19 protein-coding genes are annotated in these 20,227 nt (G+C 64.8%); 8 read left to right on the top strand and 11 right to left on the bottom strand.

Annotated elements, in window-relative coordinates; genetic code table 11:
• Positions 1-360 precede the first annotated feature (360 nt).
• The gene (gene pap / locus FAS41_RS04005) at positions 361-1,866 is read right to left on the bottom strand and encodes a polyphosphate:AMP phosphotransferase (protein WP_138520351.1); all 1,506 of its coding nucleotides are present in this window, start codon (positions 1,864-1,866) and stop codon (positions 361-363) included.
• 107 nt (positions 1,867-1,973) lie between these two features.
• On the opposite strand from pap, the gene mnmC reads away from it, so the two are divergent.
• Both mnmC and FAS41_RS03995 read left to right on the top strand, forming a co-directional pair.
• Positions 1,974-3,941, top strand: a complete 1,968-nt coding sequence (gene mnmC, locus FAS41_RS04000; RefSeq protein WP_138520350.1) for a bifunctional tRNA (5-methylaminomethyl-2-thiouridine)(34)-methyltransferase MnmC2/FAD-dependent 5-carboxymethylaminomethyl-2-thiouridine(34) oxidoreductase MnmC1 — start codon at positions 1,974-1,976, stop codon at positions 3,939-3,941.
• A gap of 55 nt (positions 3,942-3,996) precedes the next feature.
• A complete protein-coding gene (locus tag FAS41_RS03995; protein ID WP_138520349.1) occupies positions 3,997-4,746 on the top strand; it encodes a sulfite exporter TauE/SafE family protein in 750 nt (249 codons plus the stop codon).
• Between the two features lie 3 nt (positions 4,747-4,749).
• Here FAS41_RS03995 and FAS41_RS03990 read toward each other — a convergent pair whose 3' ends face one another.
• Positions 4,750-5,229, bottom strand: a complete 480-nt coding sequence (locus FAS41_RS03990) for a MarR family winged helix-turn-helix transcriptional regulator (protein ID WP_138520348.1) — start codon at positions 5,227-5,229, stop codon at positions 4,750-4,752.
• Between the two features lie 132 nt (positions 5,230-5,361).
• On the opposite strand from FAS41_RS03990, the gene FAS41_RS03985 reads away from it, so the two are divergent.
• The 4 genes from FAS41_RS03985 to FAS41_RS03970 all read left to right on the top strand — a co-directional run bounded on the left by FAS41_RS03985 (position 5,362) and on the right by FAS41_RS03970 (position 10,516).
• The gene (locus tag FAS41_RS03985) at positions 5,362-7,131 is read left to right on the top strand and encodes an N-acetylglutaminylglutamine amidotransferase (RefSeq protein ID WP_138520347.1); all 1,770 of its coding nucleotides are present in this window, start codon (positions 5,362-5,364) and stop codon (positions 7,129-7,131) included.
• Between the two features lie 75 nt (positions 7,132-7,206).
• A complete protein-coding gene (gene ngg, locus FAS41_RS03980; protein WP_138520346.1) occupies positions 7,207-9,006 on the top strand; it encodes an N-acetylglutaminylglutamine synthetase in 1,800 nt (599 codons plus the stop codon).
• On the top strand, positions 9,003-10,226 hold the full coding sequence (locus tag FAS41_RS03975) for an osmoprotectant NAGGN system M42 family peptidase (RefSeq protein ID WP_138520345.1): 1,224 nt from the start codon (positions 9,003-9,005) through the stop codon (positions 10,224-10,226). Before ngg ends, FAS41_RS03975 begins: the two co-directional genes overlap by 4 nt.
• A gap of 59 nt (positions 10,227-10,285) precedes the next feature.
• On the top strand, positions 10,286-10,516 hold the full coding sequence (locus FAS41_RS03970) for a YheU family protein (RefSeq protein WP_081520251.1): 231 nt from the start codon (positions 10,286-10,288) through the stop codon (positions 10,514-10,516).
• A gap of 144 nt (positions 10,517-10,660) precedes the next feature.
• On the opposite strand, the gene FAS41_RS03965 is transcribed toward FAS41_RS03970, so the two are convergent.
• From FAS41_RS03965 to FAS41_RS03925, 9 genes are all read right to left on the bottom strand, one after another.
• Positions 10,661-10,990 carry a YnfA family protein gene (locus tag FAS41_RS03965; RefSeq protein WP_138215220.1) on the bottom strand — a complete coding sequence of 110 codons (330 nt, stop codon included), beginning with the start codon at positions 10,988-10,990 and terminating at the stop codon, positions 10,661-10,663.
• 32 nt (positions 10,991-11,022) lie between these two features.
• On the bottom strand, positions 11,023-11,448 hold the full coding sequence (locus tag FAS41_RS03960; RefSeq protein WP_017522014.1) for a hypothetical protein: 426 nt from the start codon (positions 11,446-11,448) through the stop codon (positions 11,023-11,025).
• 241 nt (positions 11,449-11,689) lie between these two features.
• On the bottom strand, positions 11,690-12,502 hold the full coding sequence (locus tag FAS41_RS03955; protein ID WP_138520344.1) for an SDR family oxidoreductase: 813 nt from the start codon (positions 12,500-12,502) through the stop codon (positions 11,690-11,692).
• A gap of 167 nt (positions 12,503-12,669) precedes the next feature.
• Positions 12,670-12,969, bottom strand: a complete 300-nt coding sequence (locus tag FAS41_RS03950) for a hypothetical protein (RefSeq protein ID WP_138520343.1) — start codon at positions 12,967-12,969, stop codon at positions 12,670-12,672.
• Positions 12,970-13,253: 284 nt separating this feature from the next.
• Complete coding sequence (locus FAS41_RS03945; RefSeq protein WP_138520342.1) at positions 13,254-13,412, bottom strand: DUF3309 family protein; 159 nt, start codon at positions 13,410-13,412, stop codon at positions 13,254-13,256.
• Positions 13,413-13,533: 121 nt separating this feature from the next.
• Positions 13,534-14,160: a 3'-5' exonuclease gene (locus FAS41_RS03940; RefSeq protein ID WP_138520341.1), complete on the bottom strand. Its 627-nt coding sequence runs from the start codon at positions 14,158-14,160 to the stop codon at positions 13,534-13,536.
• Positions 14,157-15,947 carry a DUF294 nucleotidyltransferase-like domain-containing protein gene (locus FAS41_RS03935; RefSeq protein WP_138520340.1) on the bottom strand — a complete coding sequence of 597 codons (1,791 nt, stop codon included), beginning with the start codon at positions 15,945-15,947 and terminating at the stop codon, positions 14,157-14,159. Before FAS41_RS03935 ends, FAS41_RS03940 begins: the two co-directional genes overlap by 4 nt.
• Before the next feature lie 75 nt (positions 15,948-16,022).
• Positions 16,023-17,693, bottom strand: a complete 1,671-nt coding sequence (locus FAS41_RS03930) for a cation acetate symporter (protein WP_138520339.1) — start codon at positions 17,691-17,693, stop codon at positions 16,023-16,025.
• Positions 17,690-18,001 carry a DUF485 domain-containing protein gene (locus FAS41_RS03925; RefSeq protein ID WP_024763446.1) on the bottom strand — a complete coding sequence of 104 codons (312 nt, stop codon included), beginning with the start codon at positions 17,999-18,001 and terminating at the stop codon, positions 17,690-17,692. The genes FAS41_RS03930 and FAS41_RS03925 overlap by 4 nt, the downstream gene beginning before the upstream one ends.
• Before the next feature lie 587 nt (positions 18,002-18,588).
• On the opposite strand from FAS41_RS03925, the gene FAS41_RS03920 reads away from it, so the two are divergent.
• Both FAS41_RS03920 and FAS41_RS31035 read left to right on the top strand, forming a co-directional pair.
• On the top strand, positions 18,589-19,086 hold the full coding sequence (locus FAS41_RS03920; RefSeq protein WP_138520338.1) for a PAAR domain-containing protein: 498 nt from the start codon (positions 18,589-18,591) through the stop codon (positions 19,084-19,086).
• Positions 19,083-20,171 (top strand): PAAR domain-containing protein, encoded by a 1,089-nt coding sequence (locus FAS41_RS31035; RefSeq protein WP_218939100.1) that lies wholly within the window; start codon positions 19,083-19,085, stop codon positions 20,169-20,171. Before FAS41_RS03920 ends, FAS41_RS31035 begins: the two co-directional genes overlap by 4 nt.
• Positions 20,172-20,227: the final 56 nt, after the last annotated feature.

Below are 20,227 nucleotides of genomic sequence, written 5' to 3'. Positions count from 1 at the left end.
CGCGAGCAAGCTCGCTCCTACGAAAGCCCTCAATCCCCCGCTTCGGCTCTAAAAAGACTTCCAGAAAAACACCCGAGCACTCCGAACGGCCCCGTTCAGCGCGTGCCCCTGAAACTTCGCTTCAACGAGGGCATTTTTCGCCCCAAGCGAAAAACCGGATGTCCGGGGCAAGACCTTTGCCTACTTTGGGGCGTTTGCCAAAGTAGCTCGCCCGAGGGGGCGAGACAAGAGGTCCGCGCGCCCGCCGAAGCGGCGCTGGATTCCCAACGACAAGCAAGAGCATCGTGGGCAAGGTCCGCTCACACCAGCGTTGATCAGCTTCGCGAGCAAGCTCGCTCCTACAGGTAGCGAGCTGAAGCGTCAGTCCTTCTTGCTCTTCTTCGAACTCCCGTATGCCGCCTCCAGCGCATAGTTGATGGTCCTGAGTACCTTCACCCGCGCATAGCGCTTGTCGTTGGCCTCGATCAGCGTCCAGGGTGCGATCTCGGTGCTGGTGCGGTCGACCATGTCGCCCACCGCGTCCACATAGAGGTCCCACTTGTCACGGTTTCGCCAGTCTTCCTCGGTGATCTTGAAGCGCTTGAAGGGAATCGACTCGCGCTCCTTGAAGCGCTCCAGCTGGGTCTCCTGGTCGATGGACAACCAGAACTTCACCAGCACGATGTTGTAGTTCGCCAGCTGTTCCTCGAAGTCGTTGATCTCCGCGTAGGCGCGCAGCCAGTCGGCGTCGCTGGCAAAGCCCTCGACCCGCTCCACCAGCACGCGGCCGTACCAGGAACGGTCGAAGATGGTGAACTGCCGGCGCGCCGGGATGTGCCGCCAGAAGCGCCACAGGTAGGGCTGCGCGCGCTCCTCCTCGGTGGGCGCGGCGATCGGCACGATGCGGTACTGGCGTGGGTCCAGCGCGTCGGTGACACGGCGGATCGCGCCGCCCTTGCCTGCGGCGTCGTTGCCCTCGAACACGGCGATCAGCGAGTGGCTGCGGAAGCGCTTGTCGCGCATCAGCGTGGCCAGGCGCGCCTGCTCCTTGGCCAACTGCTCCTTGTACTGGTCCTTGTCCAGCGACAGGCTCAGGTCCAGCGCATCCAGCAGGCCCTTGTTGTCCAGGCTGGAGACCAGCGGCGCGGCGTGAGGCTGCGGAGTCGGGCGATCCTTGCGCTTGAGGGCGGCCTGGAGGCTTTCGAGGATGGTGCGGCCGACCGTCAGGCTGCGGTAGCGCTCATCGGAACCTTCCACCACGTACCAGGGAGCATAGTCGCGGCTGGTGCGGCGCAGCACGCGCTCGCCATAGCGCACGAACTTGTCGTAGACCTCGCTCTGCTTCCAGTCCACCTCGCTGAGCTGCCAGCTGCGGCTCGGGTCGTTCTCCAGCGCCTTGAGGCGCTCCTTGAGCTGCTTCTTGGAGAGGTGGAACCAGAACTTGAAGATCAGTGCTCCCTCGTCGGAGTACATGCGTTCAAAGCGCTCGGCATCGCCGATCAGGCCGTCGAGCTGGCTGTCCTTGATCTCGCCCGTCACCCGCGCATAGAGCATCTGGCTGTACCAGTTGCCGAAGAAGATGCCGGTGGTGCCCTTGGGCGGCAGGCGGCGCCAGAAGCGCCACTGCGGCGGCCGGGAGAGCTCCTCGTCGGTGGGCAGCAGGAAGCTTTCCACCCGGATCAGCCGCGGGTCCATCCACTCGTTGAGCAACTTCACCGTCTCGCCCTTGCCGGCGCCCTCGATGCCGTTGATCAGGATGATCACCGGGAAGCGCGCCTGTTGCTTGAGCTCGTACTGCGCCTCGAGCAGGGCCTCGCGCAGCACCGCGACTTCCTTCTCGTAGGTTTCCTTGTCGATGGAATGACCGATCTCAGCGGATTCGAACATGCAGCTCTCCTTGTTTCGAAGTGAATAAAAGGTAGCGGATGTGACGCAGGCTGTCTGCGCGGCGGATCGGCTAAACTGCCGCCTTCGTTTCCCAGCCTTGCCTTCCCATGCCCGACATCAGCAGCGCCCAGATCGACTGGGACGAAAACGGCCAGCCCACGTCCCGCGTCTACGACGACGTGTATTTCTCCCCTGCGTCCGGTGTTGCCGAGACGAACCACGTGTTCATCAACGGCAACCGCCTGCCCGAACGCTTCGCCGCACTGCCCGCTGGCGGGCGCCTGTGCATCGGCGAAACCGGTTTCGGTACCGGGCTGAACTTCCTTTGCGCCTGGCAGCTGTTCGAGGCGCAGGCTCCGCTAGATGCGCAACTGCACTTCGTCAGCACCGAGAAGTACCCGGTGGCGCCGGACGACCTGCACCGCGCTTTTGCCCTCTGGCCGGAGCTGGCGCACCTGTCGGGGCAGTTGCTGGAGCAGTACGTGGCGATCAATCCCGGCTTCCAGCGCTTCGTCTTCGCCGGGGGTCGCGTGGTGCTGACCCTTCTGGTGGGCGACGTGCTGGAGACCCTCCCCGAACTGGACGCGCGCATCGACGCCTGGTTCCTCGACGGCTTCTCCCCGGCGAAGAACCCGGAGATGTGGAACGACGCGCTCTACGCCCAACTCGCCCGCCTCTCGGTGCCGGGCACGAGCATCGCCACCTTCACCAGCGCAGGCTTCGTCCGCCGCGGGCTGGGCGCCGCCGGCTTCAAGATTCGCCGCACCCCGGGCTTCGGCAAGAAATGGGAGATGTCCCAGGGCGAATTCCTCGGCGTCGAACAGCCGGCCGGCAAACCGTGGTACAGCCGACCAGCCCGACCGAATGGCCCGCGCGAAGCGCTGGTGATCGGCGGCGGCATGGCCGGTTGCGCCAGCGCCGCCAGCCTTGCCGCGCGGGGCTGGCAGGTGACGCTGATCGAGCGTCACGCGGGCCTCGCCGAAGAAGCCTCGGGCAATCCGCAGGGCGTGCTCTACCTCAAACTGTCCGCCCACGGCACGGCGCTGTCGCGGCTGGTCGTCAGCGGTTTTGGCCACACGCGACGGCTGATCCAGCGCCTGCGCAAAGGCGAGGAATGGTCCGATTGCGGCGTGTTGCAACTGGGCTTCGATGACGCCGAAACCCAGCGTCAGAGCAAACTGGCCGAAGCTTTCCCGGCCACCCTGCTGCGCCAACTGGGCAAGGCCGAGGCCGAATCCATCGCCGGCATCGGCCTGCCCGCCGGCGGGCTGTTCTACCCGGAAGGGGGCTGGGTACATCCGCCCGCACTGTGCCGCCATCTCGCTCAGCATCCGAACATCCGCGTGCTGACCGGTGAAGAAGTCCGCCTGCAACGCGACGCCGATGGCTGGAGCGCCTGGAGCGGCGAGCAGAAACTCGCCAGCGCGCCCATCGCCATTCTTGCCACCGCCGCCGAAGTGCGCCGCTTCGACGGGGCCCAGACGCTGCCGATGAAGCGCATCCGCGGGCAGATCACCCGCGTACCGGCCACCGCCGAGAGCGCCGCACTGAGTACCGTGGTCTGCGCCGAAGGCTACGTCGCCCCACCGCGCCACGGCGAGCACACCCTGGGCGCCAGTTTCGAATTCAAGCGAGACGACACTGAGCCATCATTGGAAGAACACCTGGGCAACCTCGACCTGCTGGCGGAGATATCCACAGACCTGACCGAGCGCCTGCACATCGCCCAGCTCGATCCGGCAATGCTGCAGGGCCGCGCCGCCTTCCGCTGCACCACCCCGGACTACCTGCCGCTGGTGGGCCCGCTGGCGGATCGTGAAGCCTTCGCCCAGGCTTACGCAGTGCTCGGCAAGGACGCGCGCCAGGTGCCGGAAACACCCTGCCCCTGGCTCGACGGCCTGTTCCTGAACAGCGCCCATGGCTCACGCGGGCTGGTCACCGCGCCGCTGGCCGGTGAACTGCTGGCGGCCTGGATCGACGACGAACCGCTGCCCGTGGCACGCGCCGTGGCCGAAGCCTGCCACCCGAACCGTTTCTTCCTGCGCGACGTAGTACGCGGCCAGAAGAACTCCTGAACACCTCGCGGTCCATCGATGGGACCGCGACCAGCCTCCAGAGCGGACCACCGACATGGATGCACTGCTGCTTGAATCCTCCGCCATCGGCCTGATCCTCGGGCTGCTGCTGGGCCTGACCGGCGCCGGCGGCTCGCTGGTGGCCCTGCCCCTGCTGCTCAGCCTGCACCTGCCGCTGCACGACGCCATCGGCGTCAGCCTCGGCGCCGTCGCACTGTCCGCGGCCATCGGCGCGGTGCCGCGTGCACGGCAGGGCCAGGTGGCCTGGAAGCCGCTGTTCTGGCTGGTGATCACCGGCTGGCCAGGCAATGCCGTCGGCCAGTGGCTGGGCAAGTTCGTGCCGGACGCCTGGCTGATCATCGGCTTCTGCCTGCTGGTGCTGTGGTCGGCCTGGCGCATGTGGCAGGGGTCCAGCCAACCGCGAGTGTCCGACCAGCCGACGCGCAACGGCCCACTGCTGGGTGTGGGACTGGCGGTGGGCATGTTGTCCGGCCTGATGGGGGTGGGGGGTGGCTTCCTGATCGTGCCGGGCCTGCTGTGGTTCACCCCGCTGTCGATGATGGCCGCAACGGCGACTTCGATGGCGGTAATCGCCCTGGTGTCCGGTGGCGGCTTCCTGCTCTACCTCACCCATGCCCAACCGCCACTGCCGTTGCTGGCCTGCCTGGCGGCGGGCGGCGCGCTCGGTGTGCTGTTCGGCAATCGACTGGCAGTACGCCTGGGCGGCGCGACCTTGCAGCGCCTGTTCGCGTTGATGCTGGTGGCAGTCAGTCTGTCGCTGGCTGCGCAGAAGCTGATGAGCTGAAGCCTAGAACTCTTCTTCCTCGACGCCCACTCCCGGCGTCTCGAACAGCTCGGCGGCGCGCAGCAGGCCCGCGAGGATCGCGTGCTGTTCCCATTCCGGCAGCCCGGCAAAGCGCTCCAAAGCATGCTCGGGCAGCAGCGTCGGCCCGTTCCTGAGCGCCCGCCGACCGACCGCCTCCAGGCTCAGCCACTGCTTGCGGCGGTCATCGTCGTCGCGCCGACGGGTCAGCAACCCTTTGCTTTCCAGGCGTGTCAGCGCGCTGGAAATGGATGACTGCGACAGCGCCACCTGCCGTGCCAACTGACCAGCGGTTATCTCCCCTTCCAGGTCCACGACCTGCAGGATCAACAGCTGCAGCGGCGTCAGCTCACCGTCGCGACCCAGGCTCTTGGAGTGCACTTCCGCCGCCTGCTGCAGCCGTCTCAGGGCCTGCAACATGGAGAGTGCGTGGGCGTTGCGCATCGCGGTCTTGCTCTCGGCCATCTCAGTCCACCTGCTGCTCCGTCATTTTTTCTCAATGAAATCAGATAGAACTCTCGCCAGATCGACGGGTCATCCCCTAAGGCCTCCATGAGGCGCCACCCACTTCATCCCCAACGGAGAACCGGTAAGGACATGTGCGGAATAGCAGGAGAACTACGTTTCGATAACCAGGCTGCGGACCTTGCCGCAGTCGAACGCATCACCCATCACCTCGCCCCGCGAGGCCCCGACGCCTGGGGCTTCCACAGCGAAGGGCCGGTGGCCCTGGGGCACCGGCGGTTGAAGATCATGGACCTGGCCGAAGCCTCCGGTCAGCCGATGATCGACACCTCGCTGGGCCTGTCGCTGGTGTTCAACGGGGCAATCTACAACTACCCCGAACTGCGCGGCGAGCTGGAAGCCCTTGGGTACCGCTTCTTTTCCGGAGGCGACACCGAAGTACTTCTAAAGGGATACCACGCCTGGGGTGAACAACTATTGCCCCGCCTCAATGGCATGTTCGCCTTCGCCATCTGGGAACGCGACAAACGACGCCTGTTCATCGCCCGCGACCGCCTCGGCATCAAGCCGCTGTACCTGTCGCAGACCGGCAAGCGTCTGCGCTTCGCCTCCAGCCTGCCGGCGTTGCTCAAGGGCGGTGACATCGACCCGGCGCTGGACCCGGTGGCACTCAACCACTACCTGAACTTCCACGCCGTGGTGCCCGCGCCGCGCACCCTGCTGGCCGAAGTGCAGAAGCTGCCGCCGGCCACCTGGATGACCATCGACGCTGACGGCCACACCGAGCGCCAGCGCTGGTGGACCCTGGACTACGGCCCGCTGCCGGACGAGCGCGAGCTGACCCTGGACGACTGGGAAGACCGCCTGCTGTCCAGCCTACGCGACGCCGTGAGCGTGCGTCAGCGCGCCGCCCGAGAAGTCGGCGTGCTGCTTTCCGGCGGAGTCGACTCCAGTCTGCTGGTCGGCCTGCTGCACGAGGCCGGCGTCGAGGACCTACTGACCTTCTCCATCGGCTTCGAGGACGCCGGTGGCGAGCGCGGCGACGAATTCCAGTACTCGGACCTGATCGCCCAGCGCTACGGCACCCGCCACCACCAGCTGCGCATCGACGAGAACGAAGTGATCTCGCAGCTGCCCGCGGCCTTCCGCGCCATGAGCGAGCCAATGGTCAGCCATGACTGCATTGCCTTCTACCTCCTCTCGAGGGAGGTCTCGAAGCACTGCAAGGTGGTACAGAGCGGCCAGGGCGCCGACGAGCTGTTCGCCGGCTACCACTGGTACCCGAAAGTGGCCGGCGCCAAGGACCCACTGCAGGCCTACCGCGCGGCCTTCTTCGACCGTAGCCACGGCGAATACCTGGACACCGTGCGCGAAGCCCTGCGGGTGGAGGACGTGGCCAGCGAGTTCGTCCGCGACCACTTCGCCCAGCCTGGCGCGGAGGACCCGGTAGACAAGGCGTTGCGCCTGGACAGCACCATCATGCTGGTCGACGACCCGGTCAAGCGAGTGGACAACATGACCATGGCCTGGGGCCTGGAAGCCCGCGTGCCGTTCCTCGACTACCGCGTCGCGGAGCTGTCGGCGCGCATCCCGTCGCGCTTCAAGCTCGGCGATGGCGGCAAGCAGGTGCTCAAGGCCGCCGCGCGCAAGGTCATCCCCAGCGAGGTGATCGACCGACCCAAGGGTTATTTCCCGGTGCCCGGTCTGAAGCACCTGCAAGGCAATACCCGCGCCTGGGTCAGCGAACTGCTGCTGGACCCGAGCCAGGACCGCGGCCTGTTCGAGACGGCGATGTTCGACCGCCTGCTCAGCGACCCGGCAAGCGACCTTACTCCGCTGCGTGGTTCCAAGTTGTGGCAGTTGGCGGCCCTCAACCTCTGGCTGACGGAACAAGGCCTCTAGAGCCCGGCAACGCCGCCTCGTGCGGCGTTGCCTTTTCTTCCAGCCCAGGACAGATGCCTTATCAGGGAGCGCAAGATGAAAGCCCATTCCAACCTGCCCCATCCCCACAACCAGCGGCTGCTGCGCGGCCAGACGCCGACCTACGAGCGGCTGCAGGCACGTTTCGCCGGCGACCACGCGGAAAGCCACGGCCCGCTGATCCTGCAATGCGGCTGGGGCCGCCTGCTGATTGGCCACACCTTTTCCAGCCCCGACAAGCTCGCCGCCGAATTGCTCAACGAGCAGCCCGGTGAGCGCGACATTGCCCTTTACGTAGCCGCTCCGCAGCAGGTGCTGGCGCAGGCACCGCAGCAACTCTTCCTCGATCCATCCGACGCGCTGCGCCTGTGGTTCACCGACTATCGCCCCGCGCGCCGGCCTTTCCGCGGCTTCCGCATCCGCCGCGTGCACAGCGATGAAGACTGGGCAGCGATCAACCGCCTGTACCTGTCGCGCGGCATGCTGCCAGTCGATCCGTCCAACGTCACCCCGCGCCACCAGGGCGGCCCGGCCTACTGGCTGGCGGAAGACGCCGAGACCGGCACGGTGATCGGCACGGTCATGGGCATCAATCACGCCAAGGCCTTCCGCGATCCGGAAGGCGGCTCCAGCCTCTGGTGCCTGGCGGTGGACCCACAGTCCAGCCGGCCCGGCGTCGGCGAAGCGCTGGTGCGCCACCTGATCGAGCACTTCATGAGCCGCGGCCTGGCGTATCTGGACCTGTCGGTGCTGCACGGCAACCAGCAGGCCAAGTCGCTCTACCACAAGCTGCGTTTCCGCGAGCTGCCCACCTTTGCCATCAAGTGCAAGAACGGCATCAACCAGTCGCTGTTCCTCGGCCCCGGCCCGGAGAAAGGTCTGAACCCCTACGCGAAGATCATCGTCGACGAAGCCCATCGGCGCGGCATCGAAGTCCAGGTGCAGGACGCCGACGCCGGCCTCTTCACCCTCACCCAGGGAGGCCGGCGCATCCGCTGCCGGGAGTCGCTGTGCGACCTCACCAGCGCCGTGAGCATGAGCCTGTGCCAGGACAAGACCCTCACCCACCGCGCCCTCGACCGTGCCAGCCTGCGCCAGCCACAACAGCGGCTGGCCGGTAGTGCCCAGGAGAATGCCGCGTTCCTTGAGGAGCACAGCGCGCTGGTGGTCAAGCCGGTGGACGGCGAACAGGGCCAGGGCGTCGCCGTGGACCTGCGCACGCCACAAGAGGTGGAGGAAGCCATCGCCCACGCGAAGCAGTTCGACACCCGCGTGATCCTCGAGAGCTACCACCCCGGCCAGGACCTGCGCATCGTGATGATCGGCTACGAAGTGGTGGCCGCCGCCATCCGCCGCCCCGCCGAGGTGATCGGCGATGGTCGGCACAGCATCCGCAAGCTGATCGAGGCGCAGAGCCGTCGGCGTATGGCGGCCACCGGCGGCGAGAGTCGCATCCCGCTGGACGGCGAAACCGAGCGCACCCTGAGCGCCGCGGGCTTCACCTACGACGACGTGCTGCCCAGCGGCCAGCGCCTGGCCGTGCGCCGCACCGCCAACCTGCACACCGGCGGCACCCTGGAGGACGTCACCGAGCGCCTGCACCCGGCGCTCGCCGACGCAGCCATCCGCGCGGCGCGGGCACTGGAGATTCCGGTCACCGGCCTCGATCTGCTGGTCACCGAGGCCGACCAGGCGGACTACGTGATCATCGAAGCCAATGAGCGCCCCGGTCTGGCCAACCATGAGCCACAGCCCACTGCCGAGCGCTTCGTCGACCTGCTCTTCCCGCTGAGCCGCGAACTGCTGCACCGCGACAACCGTGACCAGCCACACCCCAACGTGGAGGCCCCGGCATGACCCAACTGCCGCAACCGGACCTGAACTACCTGCAGCGCGTGCTGCTGGAAATGCTCGCCATCCCCAGCCCCACCGGCTTCACCGACACCATCGTGCGTTACGTTGCCGAGCGGCTGGAGGAGATCGGCGTCCCCTTCGAGATGACCCGCCGCGGGACCATTCGCGCGACCCTCCTGGGCCGGCGCAAGAGTCCGGACCGCGCGGTCTCGGCGCACCTGGACACCATTGGCGCCATCGTCCGCGAGATCAAGCCCAACGGTCGCCTGGCACTGGCGCCGGTGGGTTGCTGGTCGAGCCGCTTCGCCGAGGGCAGCCGCGTCACGGTATTCTGCGAGAACGGCGTGTTCCGTGGCAGCGTGCTGCCGCTGCTGGCTTCCGGGCACGCCTTCAATACTGCCGTGGATACCCTGCCGATCAGCTGGGACCACGTCGAACTGCGTCTGGACACCTACACCGCCAGCCGCGCCGACAGTGAATCCCTGGGCGTGGCCATCGGCGACTTCGTCGCCTTCGACCCCTTGCCGGAATTCACCGAGAGCGGCCACATCAGCGCCCGCCACCTCGACGACAAGGCCGGCGTCGCCGCGCTGCTGGCTTCGCTCAAGGCCATCGTGGAAAGCGGCAACGTTCCACCCATCGATTGCCACCCGCTGTTCACCATCACCGAGGAGATCGGCTCCGGCGCGGCCGGCGCGCTGCCCTGGGACGTCAGCGAGTTCGTCGGCATCGACATCGCCCCGGTGGCCGAGGGACAGAACTCCAGCGAGCACGCAGTGAGCGTGGCCTTGCAGGATTCCGGCGGTCCTTACGACTTCCACCTCTCGCGGCATCTGCTGCGGCTGGGCGAGCGCCATGAAGTCCCGGTGCGCCGCGACCTGTTCCGCTATTACCACAGCGACGCGCAGTCGGCGATCACCGCCGGCCACGACATCCGCACCGCCCTGCTGGCGTTCGGCTGCGATGCCACCCACGGCTACGAACGCACCCATATCGACAGCCTTGCCGCGCTGGCAAAACTGCTCACGGCGTACATGCTCAGTCCGCCGGTATTCGACAGCGACGCGGAGCCCAGCGAAGGCACGCTGGAGCGTTTCAGCAAGCAGCTGGAGCACCCGGTACACATGGAGAGCACCACCCATGTGCCACCGGTGGACGACCTGATCGACAGCGGCGATGGATCGTCCGACAAGGGCAAGGCCCCGGACGGGGAAAAGAACTGAAGCTGCACTCGGCGCAGCGCGGGACTACAATCCCGCGCTGCGATTCTGAGTAGCCAGCCATGCTGATTCCCTTCGAGCTCATCGAAGCCGACACCCTGAACAACCTGCTGGAAGACTTCGTTACCCGCGAAGGCACCGACAACGGCGACGACACGCCGCTGGACGTGCGCGTGGAGCGCGCGCGGCATGCACTCAAGCGCGGCGAGGCGGTGATCGTCTTCGATCCGGAAAGCCAGCAGTGTCAGCTGATGCTGAAAAGCGAAGTGCCGAAGGAGTGGCTGGAGGACTGACACGCTCCTTCTATGACGCTCAGGCTGAACACTATGTGGGATGGCGTGGAACGCAGCGATACCCATCGATTGCGTGCACCACGGCATGGGTATCGCAAGCTCCACCCATCCTACGACGAAGCTCAGTGGTCAGATGGGAGCGGATCAGGGAGCCAGACGCGGCCCCAGCAGCACCACGCTGGCGCCGATGACGCAGAGCGCCACGCCTACCCAGTCGCTCCACAGCGGGCGACTCTTCTCGACGAAGGCCAGCCAGAACAGCGACGCAGCGACGTAGATACCACCGTACGCGGCATAGGCGCGCCCGGCGTAGTTCGCTTCGACGCGGGTGAGCAGCAGGGCGAAGACCGTCAGGCTGAGCAGGCCGGGAATTATCCACAGGGCGCTCTTGTCCAGACGCAGCCAGAGGTAGAAGGCGTAGCAGCCGGCGATCTCGCAGAAAGCGGCGAGGACGAACCAGAGGTAATTGATCATGGGGGCTCTTTCCGTGACGGGAAGTGCGCCGGTCAGCCGCGCAGGCCGCCCTCGCGCTCCCAGGCGCAGCGCACTTTCAGCTCGCCTTCGCGCGGACTGTGGAAGCCGTTTTCGGACTCCCAGCGGAAGGTGTGGCTGCCGTTGACTTCGGTTTCCAGATGCACCACCGCGCTGGCCCAGTACAGGCGGCGCAGCAGGGCTTCGAACTGTTCGACCCAGAGTTTCCACTCGTACTCGATGGTCTGGTAGCTGGCGCCGAAATGGATCACCTGGGACTGGTACAGGCCCGCACCTTCGGTCTCACAGCGGCTGAACATCTCGCGGCCCAGGAACGGCCAGGCCTCGCCCATGGGCAGACTGTCGAGCACCTTGCGGTTGGCGGCGCGGCGCAGGCGGCGCTCCATCGAGTCGCCGGGCCAGTCGCGGATGCAGCCATAGACGATGGATTCAGAGTGCAAGCGGGTTCTTCCTTCAATGACACCGGAGCCTTCTAACACAGGCCTGGCGATGCGCAAAGCACGAATCCCAAGAGCTGGGCAGTAGCCCGAAAAAGCAAAAGCCCCGCGAAATGAGCGGGGCTTTCACCGGGGTCCAACGTACATCAGCCAGGCAGGCCGGTGACTAAAACTAACCCTTTGCACCGGCCTGGGCAAGCCCTCTCTTCCACTGCACCGAAAGGGGGCAAAAAGTGACTGGAAATCAGCCCAGGCTGCGGCGCTTGGCTTGCATCTTCTCGGCCATTTTCGCCATCTCGTCGTACAGCGCCTGCGGGTTCTGCTGCTTGATCTGCCAGGCCATGCGGCCCTGTTCGTGGGGCAGGATCATGAAGACGTCGCGGGCCACTTCCTGGTGGATGTAGTCGGCGATGTCGGCGGCGCTGATGGGCGAGCTTTCCAGCAGCTTGCCGACCTGGGTCTTCATCTCCGGGCTCGGACCACGGAAGGAATCCAGCAGGTTGGTCTGGAAGAACGACGGGCAGACCACGTGGACCTTCACATCCACCAGGCTGAGGTCGGCCAGCAGGCTTTCCGAAAGCGCCACCACACCGGCCTTGGCCACGTTGTAGTTGCTCATCGCCGGGCCCTGCATCAGGGCAGCCATGGAGGCGATGTTGATGATCCGGCCCTTGCTCTTCTCCAGCAGCGGCAGGAAGGCCTTGCAGCCCTTGACCACGCCCATCAGGTTGATCGAGATCTGCCAGTCCCAGTCTTCCAGCGAGAGTTCGCTGAAGAAGCCGCCGGAGGCGACACCGGCGTTGTTGACGATGATGTCGATGCCGCCGAATTTCTCTTCGCAGGACTGCGCCAGCTGGGTCAGCTGGCTGTAGTCGCGCACGTCGCAGCGCTGGGTGAAGCCGTCACCGCCGGCCTCGCGTACCAGCTTGAGGGTTTCCTGCAGGCCTGCTTCGTTGACGTCGGCCAGCGCCAGCTTCCAGCCCTCGCGGGCCCAGCGCAGGGCGATTTCGCGTCCGAGGCCGGAACCGGCGCCGGTGATCATGATGCGATTTTGCATAGGGGAGGTCTGCCTTTTCTTGTCTTGTTCGGGACGGGTATCGACAACGGTCCTGTCGACGACTGTGGCCCGAAGTGTAACCAAGGCTTTCGGCTATCAGCGGCGAAATCAGGGCGCTGAATGCCCCTGGCAAACCGCCGGCGCACTAGCGCTTCGAGGGATACAGATCAGGCCTGGAGCAGCACGCAGAGCTTGCCCAGCACGAGGGCGATGCCGGCGGAGACGAGCAGGTGGGCCGCGCAGTTGATGCGCTCGCGCTTGAACTGGGCGAATTGCCTGATGCGGTAGCGCAACAGGAAGATGCCCAGGGCCACGGGAAAGGCTGGGCCGAGGAAGGCAAACTGCCAATAGCGGTCCGGATTGACCACCGGGTCCAGGGTCATGGCTTCGGCCAGCGGTGGCAGGCCCAGCCCGCACTGGACGAGCAACCACACCACGCCCAGCACAACCAGTACAACGCCCAGCATCCCTACGACTCCCTGATGGCAAAGGCCCAGTATGTTAGTACAGGCACCTCGGAATGGCTGTGCGACGAATCACCCTGTGACGTATCGGCGCTGTGACGAAAGCCGAGTTATCTGACGCCACCGCGCTAGGGCACTCCCCTCACCCAGCCCTCTCCCGCAGGGAAAGGGAGCCGCTCGTGCCGGCTGACAATTCGGTTTCAACCTGTGCCGAACGGTCCCCTCTCCCCTGGGGAGAGGGTGAGGGTGAAGGGTTTAATGGGGCAAACCGATCCGTCCCCGCCCGGTCAGATCCGCCCCAGCAACAACAGCACCAGCAGCACGACCAGCACCACGCCGATCACACCGGAGGGGCCGTAACCCCAATTGCGCGAGTGGGGGAAGACCGGCAGGCCGCCGATCAGCAGCAAGATCAGGATGATCAACAGGATGGTCCCGAGTCCCATATCGTCTCTCCTCTTTCAGTCGACGAGGGGCGATGGCTCGCGGTGGTGCGATAGGCCAGCGCTTATGGTTTCCGACTGGGAGGATGCGCGGAAGATTCAAAGAATCTGCACGTACTCGGGATCAGCTCAGGTCGCGGGGTAGTGAGCCCTTGCGCAGGCGCAGGAACATCAGGGCTGCAGTGCGCGCGTCGCCGATAGCGGTGTGGCGGCCTTCGATGGGGATTTCCAGATGGCGCGCCAGGGTGTCGAAGCGCAGATCCAGGTGCAGGTCGGGGAAGCGCCTGCTCATCTTGCGGTGGTAGATTTCCGAGACTTCCACGCGGGGGTTGTCCAGCCGCGCATCGAGTTGCTCGCGCAGGTGCCGGCGCAACACCGCGACGTCAAAGGACAGGTAGTAGCCCAGTAGCGGCCGATCACCGACGAACGCCTGCACCCGGCGCAGGGCTTCCACCAACGGCAGTTGCCCCTCAAGGTCAGTGCGACGCAGCTTGTGGATACGGATCGACTCGCCGTCCAGCGACGGCGGCGGCTCCACCAGCAGCTCCAGGCGCTCACCGAGAATCAGCTTGCCACGCCGGATCACCACCGCGCCGATGCTGAGGATATCGGCCTTGCGCGGATCGAGGCTGGTGGTCTCCAGGTCCAGCGACACCAGCTCTTGCGCCTCCGCCGGATCGTGCCGCCACCAGTACAGGCGACGGCGCCAGGCAGACCAGTGCGGATCGGGTGCAGCGACACAAGCGTTCATCGGGTCTCCAGGTGGAATTGACGGGTCAGGCTCTGCTTGAACTTCTTCACCGTATGCAGCCCAAAGCGCAGCAGATCACGCTCGTGGCGGCTGAGGCGAGAAACATCGAGCCCCTGTTCGCGGCCGTCACGCTGGCCATCCAGTTGCTGGCGCAGGCGCAGTTGCAGGAACAGCTCGAAGGCTTCGGCCAGGTTGTCCACCAGCGAATCGTCCAGCACGCCCAGTGCCTTCAGGGCGACGAGTCGGCCGAGGGTGCCGCGCTCCTCCAGCCCTTCGCGCACGGCCAACACACGGGCGCCGTGAACGATGGGGAAAATGCCGCCACGCTTCACGTCCAGCTGCGCATCCTGGGTTTTCAGCTGGCCGAGGAAGGTCAGTGGCGTGTCGAATTGCAGGGCCGGCAGCGCCAGGTCGCTCATCCAGCGACTGCTGTCGCCGGCCAGCTCGTACAGGCATTCGCGCAGGCTGTCGAACAGCCTTCGGTTGCCCGCCACCGGCCAGGCATCGGCGAGGATCGACAGGCGCATCAGTTGTTCGGGGCGACCTTGCAGCGGCAGCTCGCGCAATTCGCGCTGCCACTCGGACAAGGGTTTGCACCACTCCGGCCGGCTGGCCATCACCCCACCGGGGCAAGGCGGATAGCCGAACTCCAGCAGCGCGGCGGAGAAGCGCTGCATCAGCAACAGGCCCTGCTCCACCGGCAGACCATCGTCGAGGATCAGCGCGTTGTCCTGGTCGGTCTTGAGCAACTGCTCCGCGCGCCCTTCGCTGCCCATCACCAGCAGGCAGCAACGACCACGGAGGACCGGCGGAACCTGCAACTCGAAGAGGCGCTCGAGCAGTTGTTCGTTGAGAGCACTGACCAGTTGCATGATGAAACGCAGGCGGATGCCATTGCCCGCCAGGGTCGCGATCAGCGTATGCAGGGTCTCGGCGGCGGCGCGCAGCTCAGCCTCGCTTTCGGCGCGGGCAATGCGCAGCGCCAGCACATGGGAGTGGGTGGAGAACAGGCTGAGCACCTGGGTCAGGTGCAGCAGACCGACCACCCTGCCCTCCTCGCATACCGCCACGCGCTCGATGCGCTGGCGGGTCATGAGGATCATCGCATCGAAGAGGAAATCGCCCAGCTCGACGTGACTCAACGGGCGGTGCGCCAGCGGCCCAATCGGTTGCGCCTCGCTGAAGCCATCGCGGAAGTGCGCCGTCATCAGGTCCGTGCGGGTGACGATGCCCAGCGCGCCGTCCTCGCGCACCAGCAGCGCGTCCGCGCCGCGGCTGAGTTGAAGGCGCGCGGCGTCGCCCAGGGGCAGCGTCGGCCCCACCTCGATGGCGGGCAACAGGTGTTCGGGCGCAATGCGAGTGAGGATGAATTCGGCGAGGTTTTGCCCGTCGCGGCGTTCCAGCTGGCGCTTGCTGGCCAGGTCCGCGCGGAAGAAGCGGGCGAACTGGGGGTTGTCTGTGCACAGCTGGTGGAACACCGCCGCCGGCAGTTCATAGACGATGCTCTCTTCCACTGCCTGGTAGCGGTGCTTGCTGCTGCCGGAGAACAGCCCGCGCACGTCGAACAGGTCCTCGGCGCCGTACTGGGCGAACAGCTTGCCGTCCTCGCCGCGCTCCTCGATCACGCCCTTCATCAGGACGAACAGGCAGGGCACCGGCGCGCCGGCTTCGAGCAGCACTTCATCGACCGTGTAGTAGCCCACGCTCAGCGCATCGCGCAGCTGTTCGCGCTCCCGCGGGCGGAGCTGGTCGAAGGGCGGCGAGGCGAAGTTGAAATCTTCGGACATCCGTCATCCATCCCTGTCAAAAAAGCGGGGCCGGAGGTGTTTCCACCCCCGGCCCCGGCAGGTTAGCTCAGACGATCAGTGGGCAGCTGCGCCACTGGCACCCAGGCCGGTCTGCGAACGGATGAACTGCGGGAAGAAGCGCGCGCGCTCTTCGTCGGCAGCGGTCGACTTGTCGGTGATGGAGAAGAACCAGATACCGATGAAGGCCACGGCCATGGAGAACAGCGCCGGGTACTCGTACGGGTAGATGGCTTTCTCGTGACCGAGGATCTGCACCCAGATGGTCGGGCCGAGGATCATCAGGGTCACTGCGGTGACCAGGCCGAGCCAGCCACCGATCTTCGCGCCACGGGTGGTCAGCTTCTTCCAGTACATGGAGAGCAGCAGCACCGGGAAGTTGCAGCTGGCGGCGATGGAGAAGGCCAGGCCGACCATGAAGGCGATGTTCTGCTTCTCGAACAGGATGCCGAGCACGATCGCGACCACGCCGAGGCATACGGTGGTGATCTTCGAGACGCGCAGCTCATCTTTCTCGTTGGCCTTGCCGCCTTTCAGCACGCTGGCGTACAGGTCGTGGGACACGGCCGAGGCGCCGGCCAGGGTCAGGCCGGCAACCACCGCGAGGATGGTGGCGAAGGCCACGGCGGAGATGAAGCCCAGGAACAGGCTGCCGCCCACGGCATCGGCCAGGTGCACGGCCGCCATGTTGTTGCCGCCCAGCAGCGCGCCGGTGGCGTCCTTGAAGTCAGGGTTGGTGCTGACCAGCAGGATCGCGCCGAAGCCGATGATGAAGGTCAGGATGTAGAAGTAGCCGATGAAACCGGTGGCGAAGAACACCGACTTGCGGGCTTCCTTGGCGTCACTGACGGTGAAGAAGCGCATCAGGATGTGCGGCAGGCCAGCGGTGCCGAACATCAGCGCGAAGCCCAGGGAGAACGCCGAGATCGGGTCCTTCACCAGGCCGCCGGGGCTCATGATCGACTCGCCCTTCGGGTGGACCTTGATGGCTTCGGAGAACAGCGTGCTGACATCGAAGTTGACGTGCTTGAGCACCATGATCGCCATGAAGGTGGCGCCCGAGAGCAGCAGCACGGCCTTGATGATCTGTACCCAGGTGGTGGCGAGCATGCCGCCGAACAGCACGTACAGCACCATCAGGATGCCGACCAGCACGACCGCGACGTGGTAGTTCAGGCCGAACAGCAGCTCGATCAGCTTGCCGGCGCCGACCATCTGCGCGATCAGGTAGAAGGCCACCACCACCAGCGAACCGCAGGCGGACAGGGTGCGGATGTCCTTCTGCTTGAGGCGATAGGACGCCACGTCAGCGAAGGTGTACTTGCCCAGGTTGCGCAGGCGTTCGGCGATCAGGAAGAGGATGATTGGCCAGCCGACGAGGAAGCCGATGGAGTAGATCAGGCCGTCGTAGCCGGAGGTGAACACCAGCGCGGAAATGCCGAGGAAGGACGCGGCGGACATGTAGTCGCCGGCGATCGCCAGGCCGTTCTGGAAACCGGTGATGCTGCCACCGGCGGTGTAGAAATCGGCGGCGGATTTGCTGCGTTTCGAGGCCCAGTAGGTGATGCACAGGGTCAGGCCGACGAAGGCGACGAACATGACGATGGCGGAGACGTTCAGCGGCTGGCGCTGCACCTCGCCGGTGAGGGCGTCAGCCCAGAGTGCGGGAGCCCACAGAGCGGGAAGAACGGCGGCCAGCGCGAGGGCCGCGGAGTGTCGGCCTTTCATTGCTGGGCCTCCTTGAGGATTTCCTGGTTGAGGCGGTCGAATTCACCGTTCGCCCGGCGCACGTAGATGCCGGTAAGCACGAAGGCAGAGAGAATCAGCCCGACGCCCATGGGGATGCCCCAGGTGACGGACGAATCGGCACTGATCTTCGCGCCGAGCAGCTGCGGCTGGAAGGCGATGAGCAGGATGAAGACCACGTACAGGCCCAACATGATCAGGGAGAGCAACCAGGCGAATCGCTCGCGCTTGGCCACCAACTCTTTGAAGCGCGGATTGGTATCAATCCGCTGGTAGATGCTGTCGTTCATTTTGTTCTTGTCCTCACAGCGGGGATGACGCGGATGTCGTCGATCCCTAATTTATTGGAGCGCTGCAAGGGCTCCAGACGACTTTAGTCGTAGCGATTTGCCCTCTCTTGCGAACAAGCCCGGAATAGACGCTTCGGCATAAGAAAACCGCTGCACCGGCAGGTGAGGGTAATTGCACAACGTCGGTACAGGCAGCCAACACGGGCGATCCGGGAATGGCTGAATTCGTAATCCCACGGGACCTGCAAGAGCCTGACCGGTTGCGGCCGATCAAAACCGCCACGATTCGTTGGCAATTTTTCTTCAGGCTACCCACTCCGGACAAATGCCAATCCCCAACGACGAAAATCGATGAACTCCATGGTATTCGGGCGTAGCCACAATAATCAGATCAACCATTTGCAGCTAGGAGCCTTTCCCAGCTCTCACATCCCGTTCGCCTTCCCGCACTGAATCAGCGTACCCACCGCGCAGCCAATTCCTACATACGCAGCAACAACCCCCTAAGTAGAGTCGATTTTTCGGCAACGTATTTCCCCTGAGGCTGGGAAAACGCTGCCATATCACTACTACAAAGACGCAAGCATATGACGCTCGCAAATACATCAACCCGCTTCTACAACAACGAAGTATCGCCAGAACGCCTGCAGGAACTGAACAAGCCTTGTTTCTCCGAAGAGCAAATAAACACATTCGATGCCGAGGCGGCAGAACTTATTCGGCGGAACCAGGCTGAACAGCAGGAAAACCCCGCAATAGCCATTCGACTATTTGCCTCCGAGGGAAGCCAGAGCAAACGCGGCGGCGTAATAACTCAAGGTACCTCCAGCCTCACCATCACCCTGCCCTCAGGTGAAGCGCTCGCCATCGCCCGGATCGGCGACCCCGTCGAATATCCGGATGGCTCAATTGCCTATATCGAGACTGGTGCGGGAGACGCCTTCTCCAACCTTGCCCTGGTCGGCAGCCGGCTGGATAACGGCGACGAAATCATCAATAGCCGGCAGAACATCGGGCACATCAACCTCCGCAAGCACTCGCCTCCTGCCAGCGACTTCCTCCCCGCGAAGAAGGCCGAGCAATGACAGCGCACCGCCCCGATATCAATGGCAAGGGCCAGGCACTCGGTGGGGATAGAACCACCACCGGCGCACTGCTGATCAGCTACATCACGCACTTCGGCATCTGCGAGGGCAGAGGATTCATTCTCAGAGGCGACAAGACCGGAACATGCCCCAAGTGTGGAAAAGCCGGGACGGTCGCTGAAGGGGACCCCGATTACACCTGGGACGGCATTCCCATGGCCGTCGACAGGAACATGGTCAGTTGCGGCTGCCCGGAGGGGACCAATCGCATTATCGCGCCACTGGGCCCGCTATCATCGAGCAAACCCGCGGAGCCGATGAGAACTGCCGCCGCCTCCGGTCAGAATCTCTTCTCGCCCCCTGCTTCACAGGCGAAACCATCGCAGTCCCTCGCCGCTGAAGACAAACCCAAAACCAGCGATAAGGCGCCGCTGACTCCCGAGTTGATTGCCGTCGCCGGCAGCCAGCATGACCAGCGTTCGGGCAACAAGATGATGTTCATCGGCCAGGCGGTGCGCGAACTGGGCGAGTTCAAACGCAGCAAGCCCGCCTTGGCGCGGACGCTGGTGGTCTTCACCCCGCTTTACAATGAAGCCATGCTCAGTGCGGCACGCAGCTCCGCCGACGCCTACGGCGCGGACTTCATCACCGTCACAACAGTCAAGGAATTGATCGCCTACCTGAACAGTGGAAAAGACCGAACCCAGGCCCCTATCGAGCACCTTTCGTTCTTCAGTCATGGTGTACCGCAGCGAATCGCCTTTGGTTATCACACCACCGGGGACTATCAGATGTCCCTGGACGTACTGAACTACAACAAGCTTTCGCCACAGGCATTCTCCCCCACGGCACAGATCGACAGTTATGCCTGCCGCACCGGGATGGGCAATCGTTCGGAATACCCCATCGAAGACGGCATTCAGTTCTTCCCACAGACCAATGAAAGCCTGGCGCAACTGCTGGCCAATCATCTGTGGGTCAAGGTACGTGCGTTCGTTCGGCGGTCGGACTACAAGAATACTTGGGGGACGTTTGAGGAGCGACAAATAGGAAAATTGTCGAAGGCCTGCGCCTGGGCGACCTGATGGGTCAACTGCGGATAGACCCGCTGAGCTACTGGTTTGGTGCGTCCTGGCAGCGC

This window comes from Pseudomonas nicosulfuronedens, from assembly GCF_005877905.1.
GTDB classification, from domain to species: domain Bacteria; phylum Pseudomonadota; class Gammaproteobacteria; order Pseudomonadales; family Pseudomonadaceae; genus Pseudomonas; species Pseudomonas nicosulfuronedens.
Note: the sequence above shows the minus strand (reverse complement) of the source record. Positions and strands in the feature narration are given on the sequence as shown.

Excerpts from the sequence above, each read along its gene's own strand:
- FAS41_RS03970 (WP_081520251.1), top strand. The coding sequence starts at position 10,286 with ATGCTGATTCCCTTCGAGCTCATCGAAGCCGACACCCTGAACAACCTG.
- FAS41_RS03945 (WP_138520342.1), bottom strand. The coding sequence starts at position 13,412 with ATGGGACTCGGGACCATCCTGTTGATCATCCTGATCTTGCTGCTGATC.
- FAS41_RS03975 (WP_138520345.1), top strand. The coding sequence starts at position 9,003 with ATGACCCAACTGCCGCAACCGGACCTGAACTACCTGCAGCGCGTGCTG.
- FAS41_RS03965 (WP_138215220.1), bottom strand. The coding sequence starts at position 10,990 with ATGATCAATTACCTCTGGTTCGTCCTCGCCGCTTTCTGCGAGATCGCC.
- FAS41_RS03950 (WP_138520343.1), bottom strand. The coding sequence starts at position 12,969 with ATGCTGGGCGTTGTACTGGTTGTGCTGGGCGTGGTGTGGTTGCTCGTC.
- FAS41_RS03955 (WP_138520344.1), bottom strand. The coding sequence starts at position 12,502 with ATGCAAAATCGCATCATGATCACCGGCGCCGGTTCCGGCCTCGGACGC.
- ngg (WP_138520346.1), top strand. The coding sequence starts at position 7,207 with ATGAAAGCCCATTCCAACCTGCCCCATCCCCACAACCAGCGGCTGCTG.
- FAS41_RS03925 (WP_024763446.1), bottom strand. The coding sequence starts at position 18,001 with ATGAACGACAGCATCTACCAGCGGATTGATACCAATCCGCGCTTCAAA.
- mnmC (WP_138520350.1), top strand. The coding sequence starts at position 1,974 with ATGCCCGACATCAGCAGCGCCCAGATCGACTGGGACGAAAACGGCCAG.
- pap (WP_138520351.1), bottom strand. The coding sequence starts at position 1,866 with ATGTTCGAATCCGCTGAGATCGGTCATTCCATCGACAAGGAAACCTAC.
- FAS41_RS03940 (WP_138520341.1), bottom strand. The coding sequence starts at position 14,160 with ATGAACGCTTGTGTCGCTGCACCCGATCCGCACTGGTCTGCCTGGCGC.
- FAS41_RS03930 (WP_138520339.1), bottom strand. The coding sequence starts at position 17,693 with ATGAAAGGCCGACACTCCGCGGCCCTCGCGCTGGCCGCCGTTCTTCCC.
- FAS41_RS31035 (WP_218939100.1), top strand. The coding sequence starts at position 19,083 with ATGACAGCGCACCGCCCCGATATCAATGGCAAGGGCCAGGCACTCGGT.
- FAS41_RS03935 (WP_138520340.1), bottom strand. The coding sequence starts at position 15,947 with ATGTCCGAAGATTTCAACTTCGCCTCGCCGCCCTTCGACCAGCTCCGC.
- FAS41_RS03990 (WP_138520348.1), bottom strand. The coding sequence starts at position 5,229 with ATGGCCGAGAGCAAGACCGCGATGCGCAACGCCCACGCACTCTCCATG.
- FAS41_RS03995 (WP_138520349.1), top strand. The coding sequence starts at position 3,997 with ATGGATGCACTGCTGCTTGAATCCTCCGCCATCGGCCTGATCCTCGGG.
- FAS41_RS03920 (WP_138520338.1), top strand. The coding sequence starts at position 18,589 with ATGACGCTCGCAAATACATCAACCCGCTTCTACAACAACGAAGTATCG.
- FAS41_RS03985 (WP_138520347.1), top strand. The coding sequence starts at position 5,362 with ATGTGCGGAATAGCAGGAGAACTACGTTTCGATAACCAGGCTGCGGAC.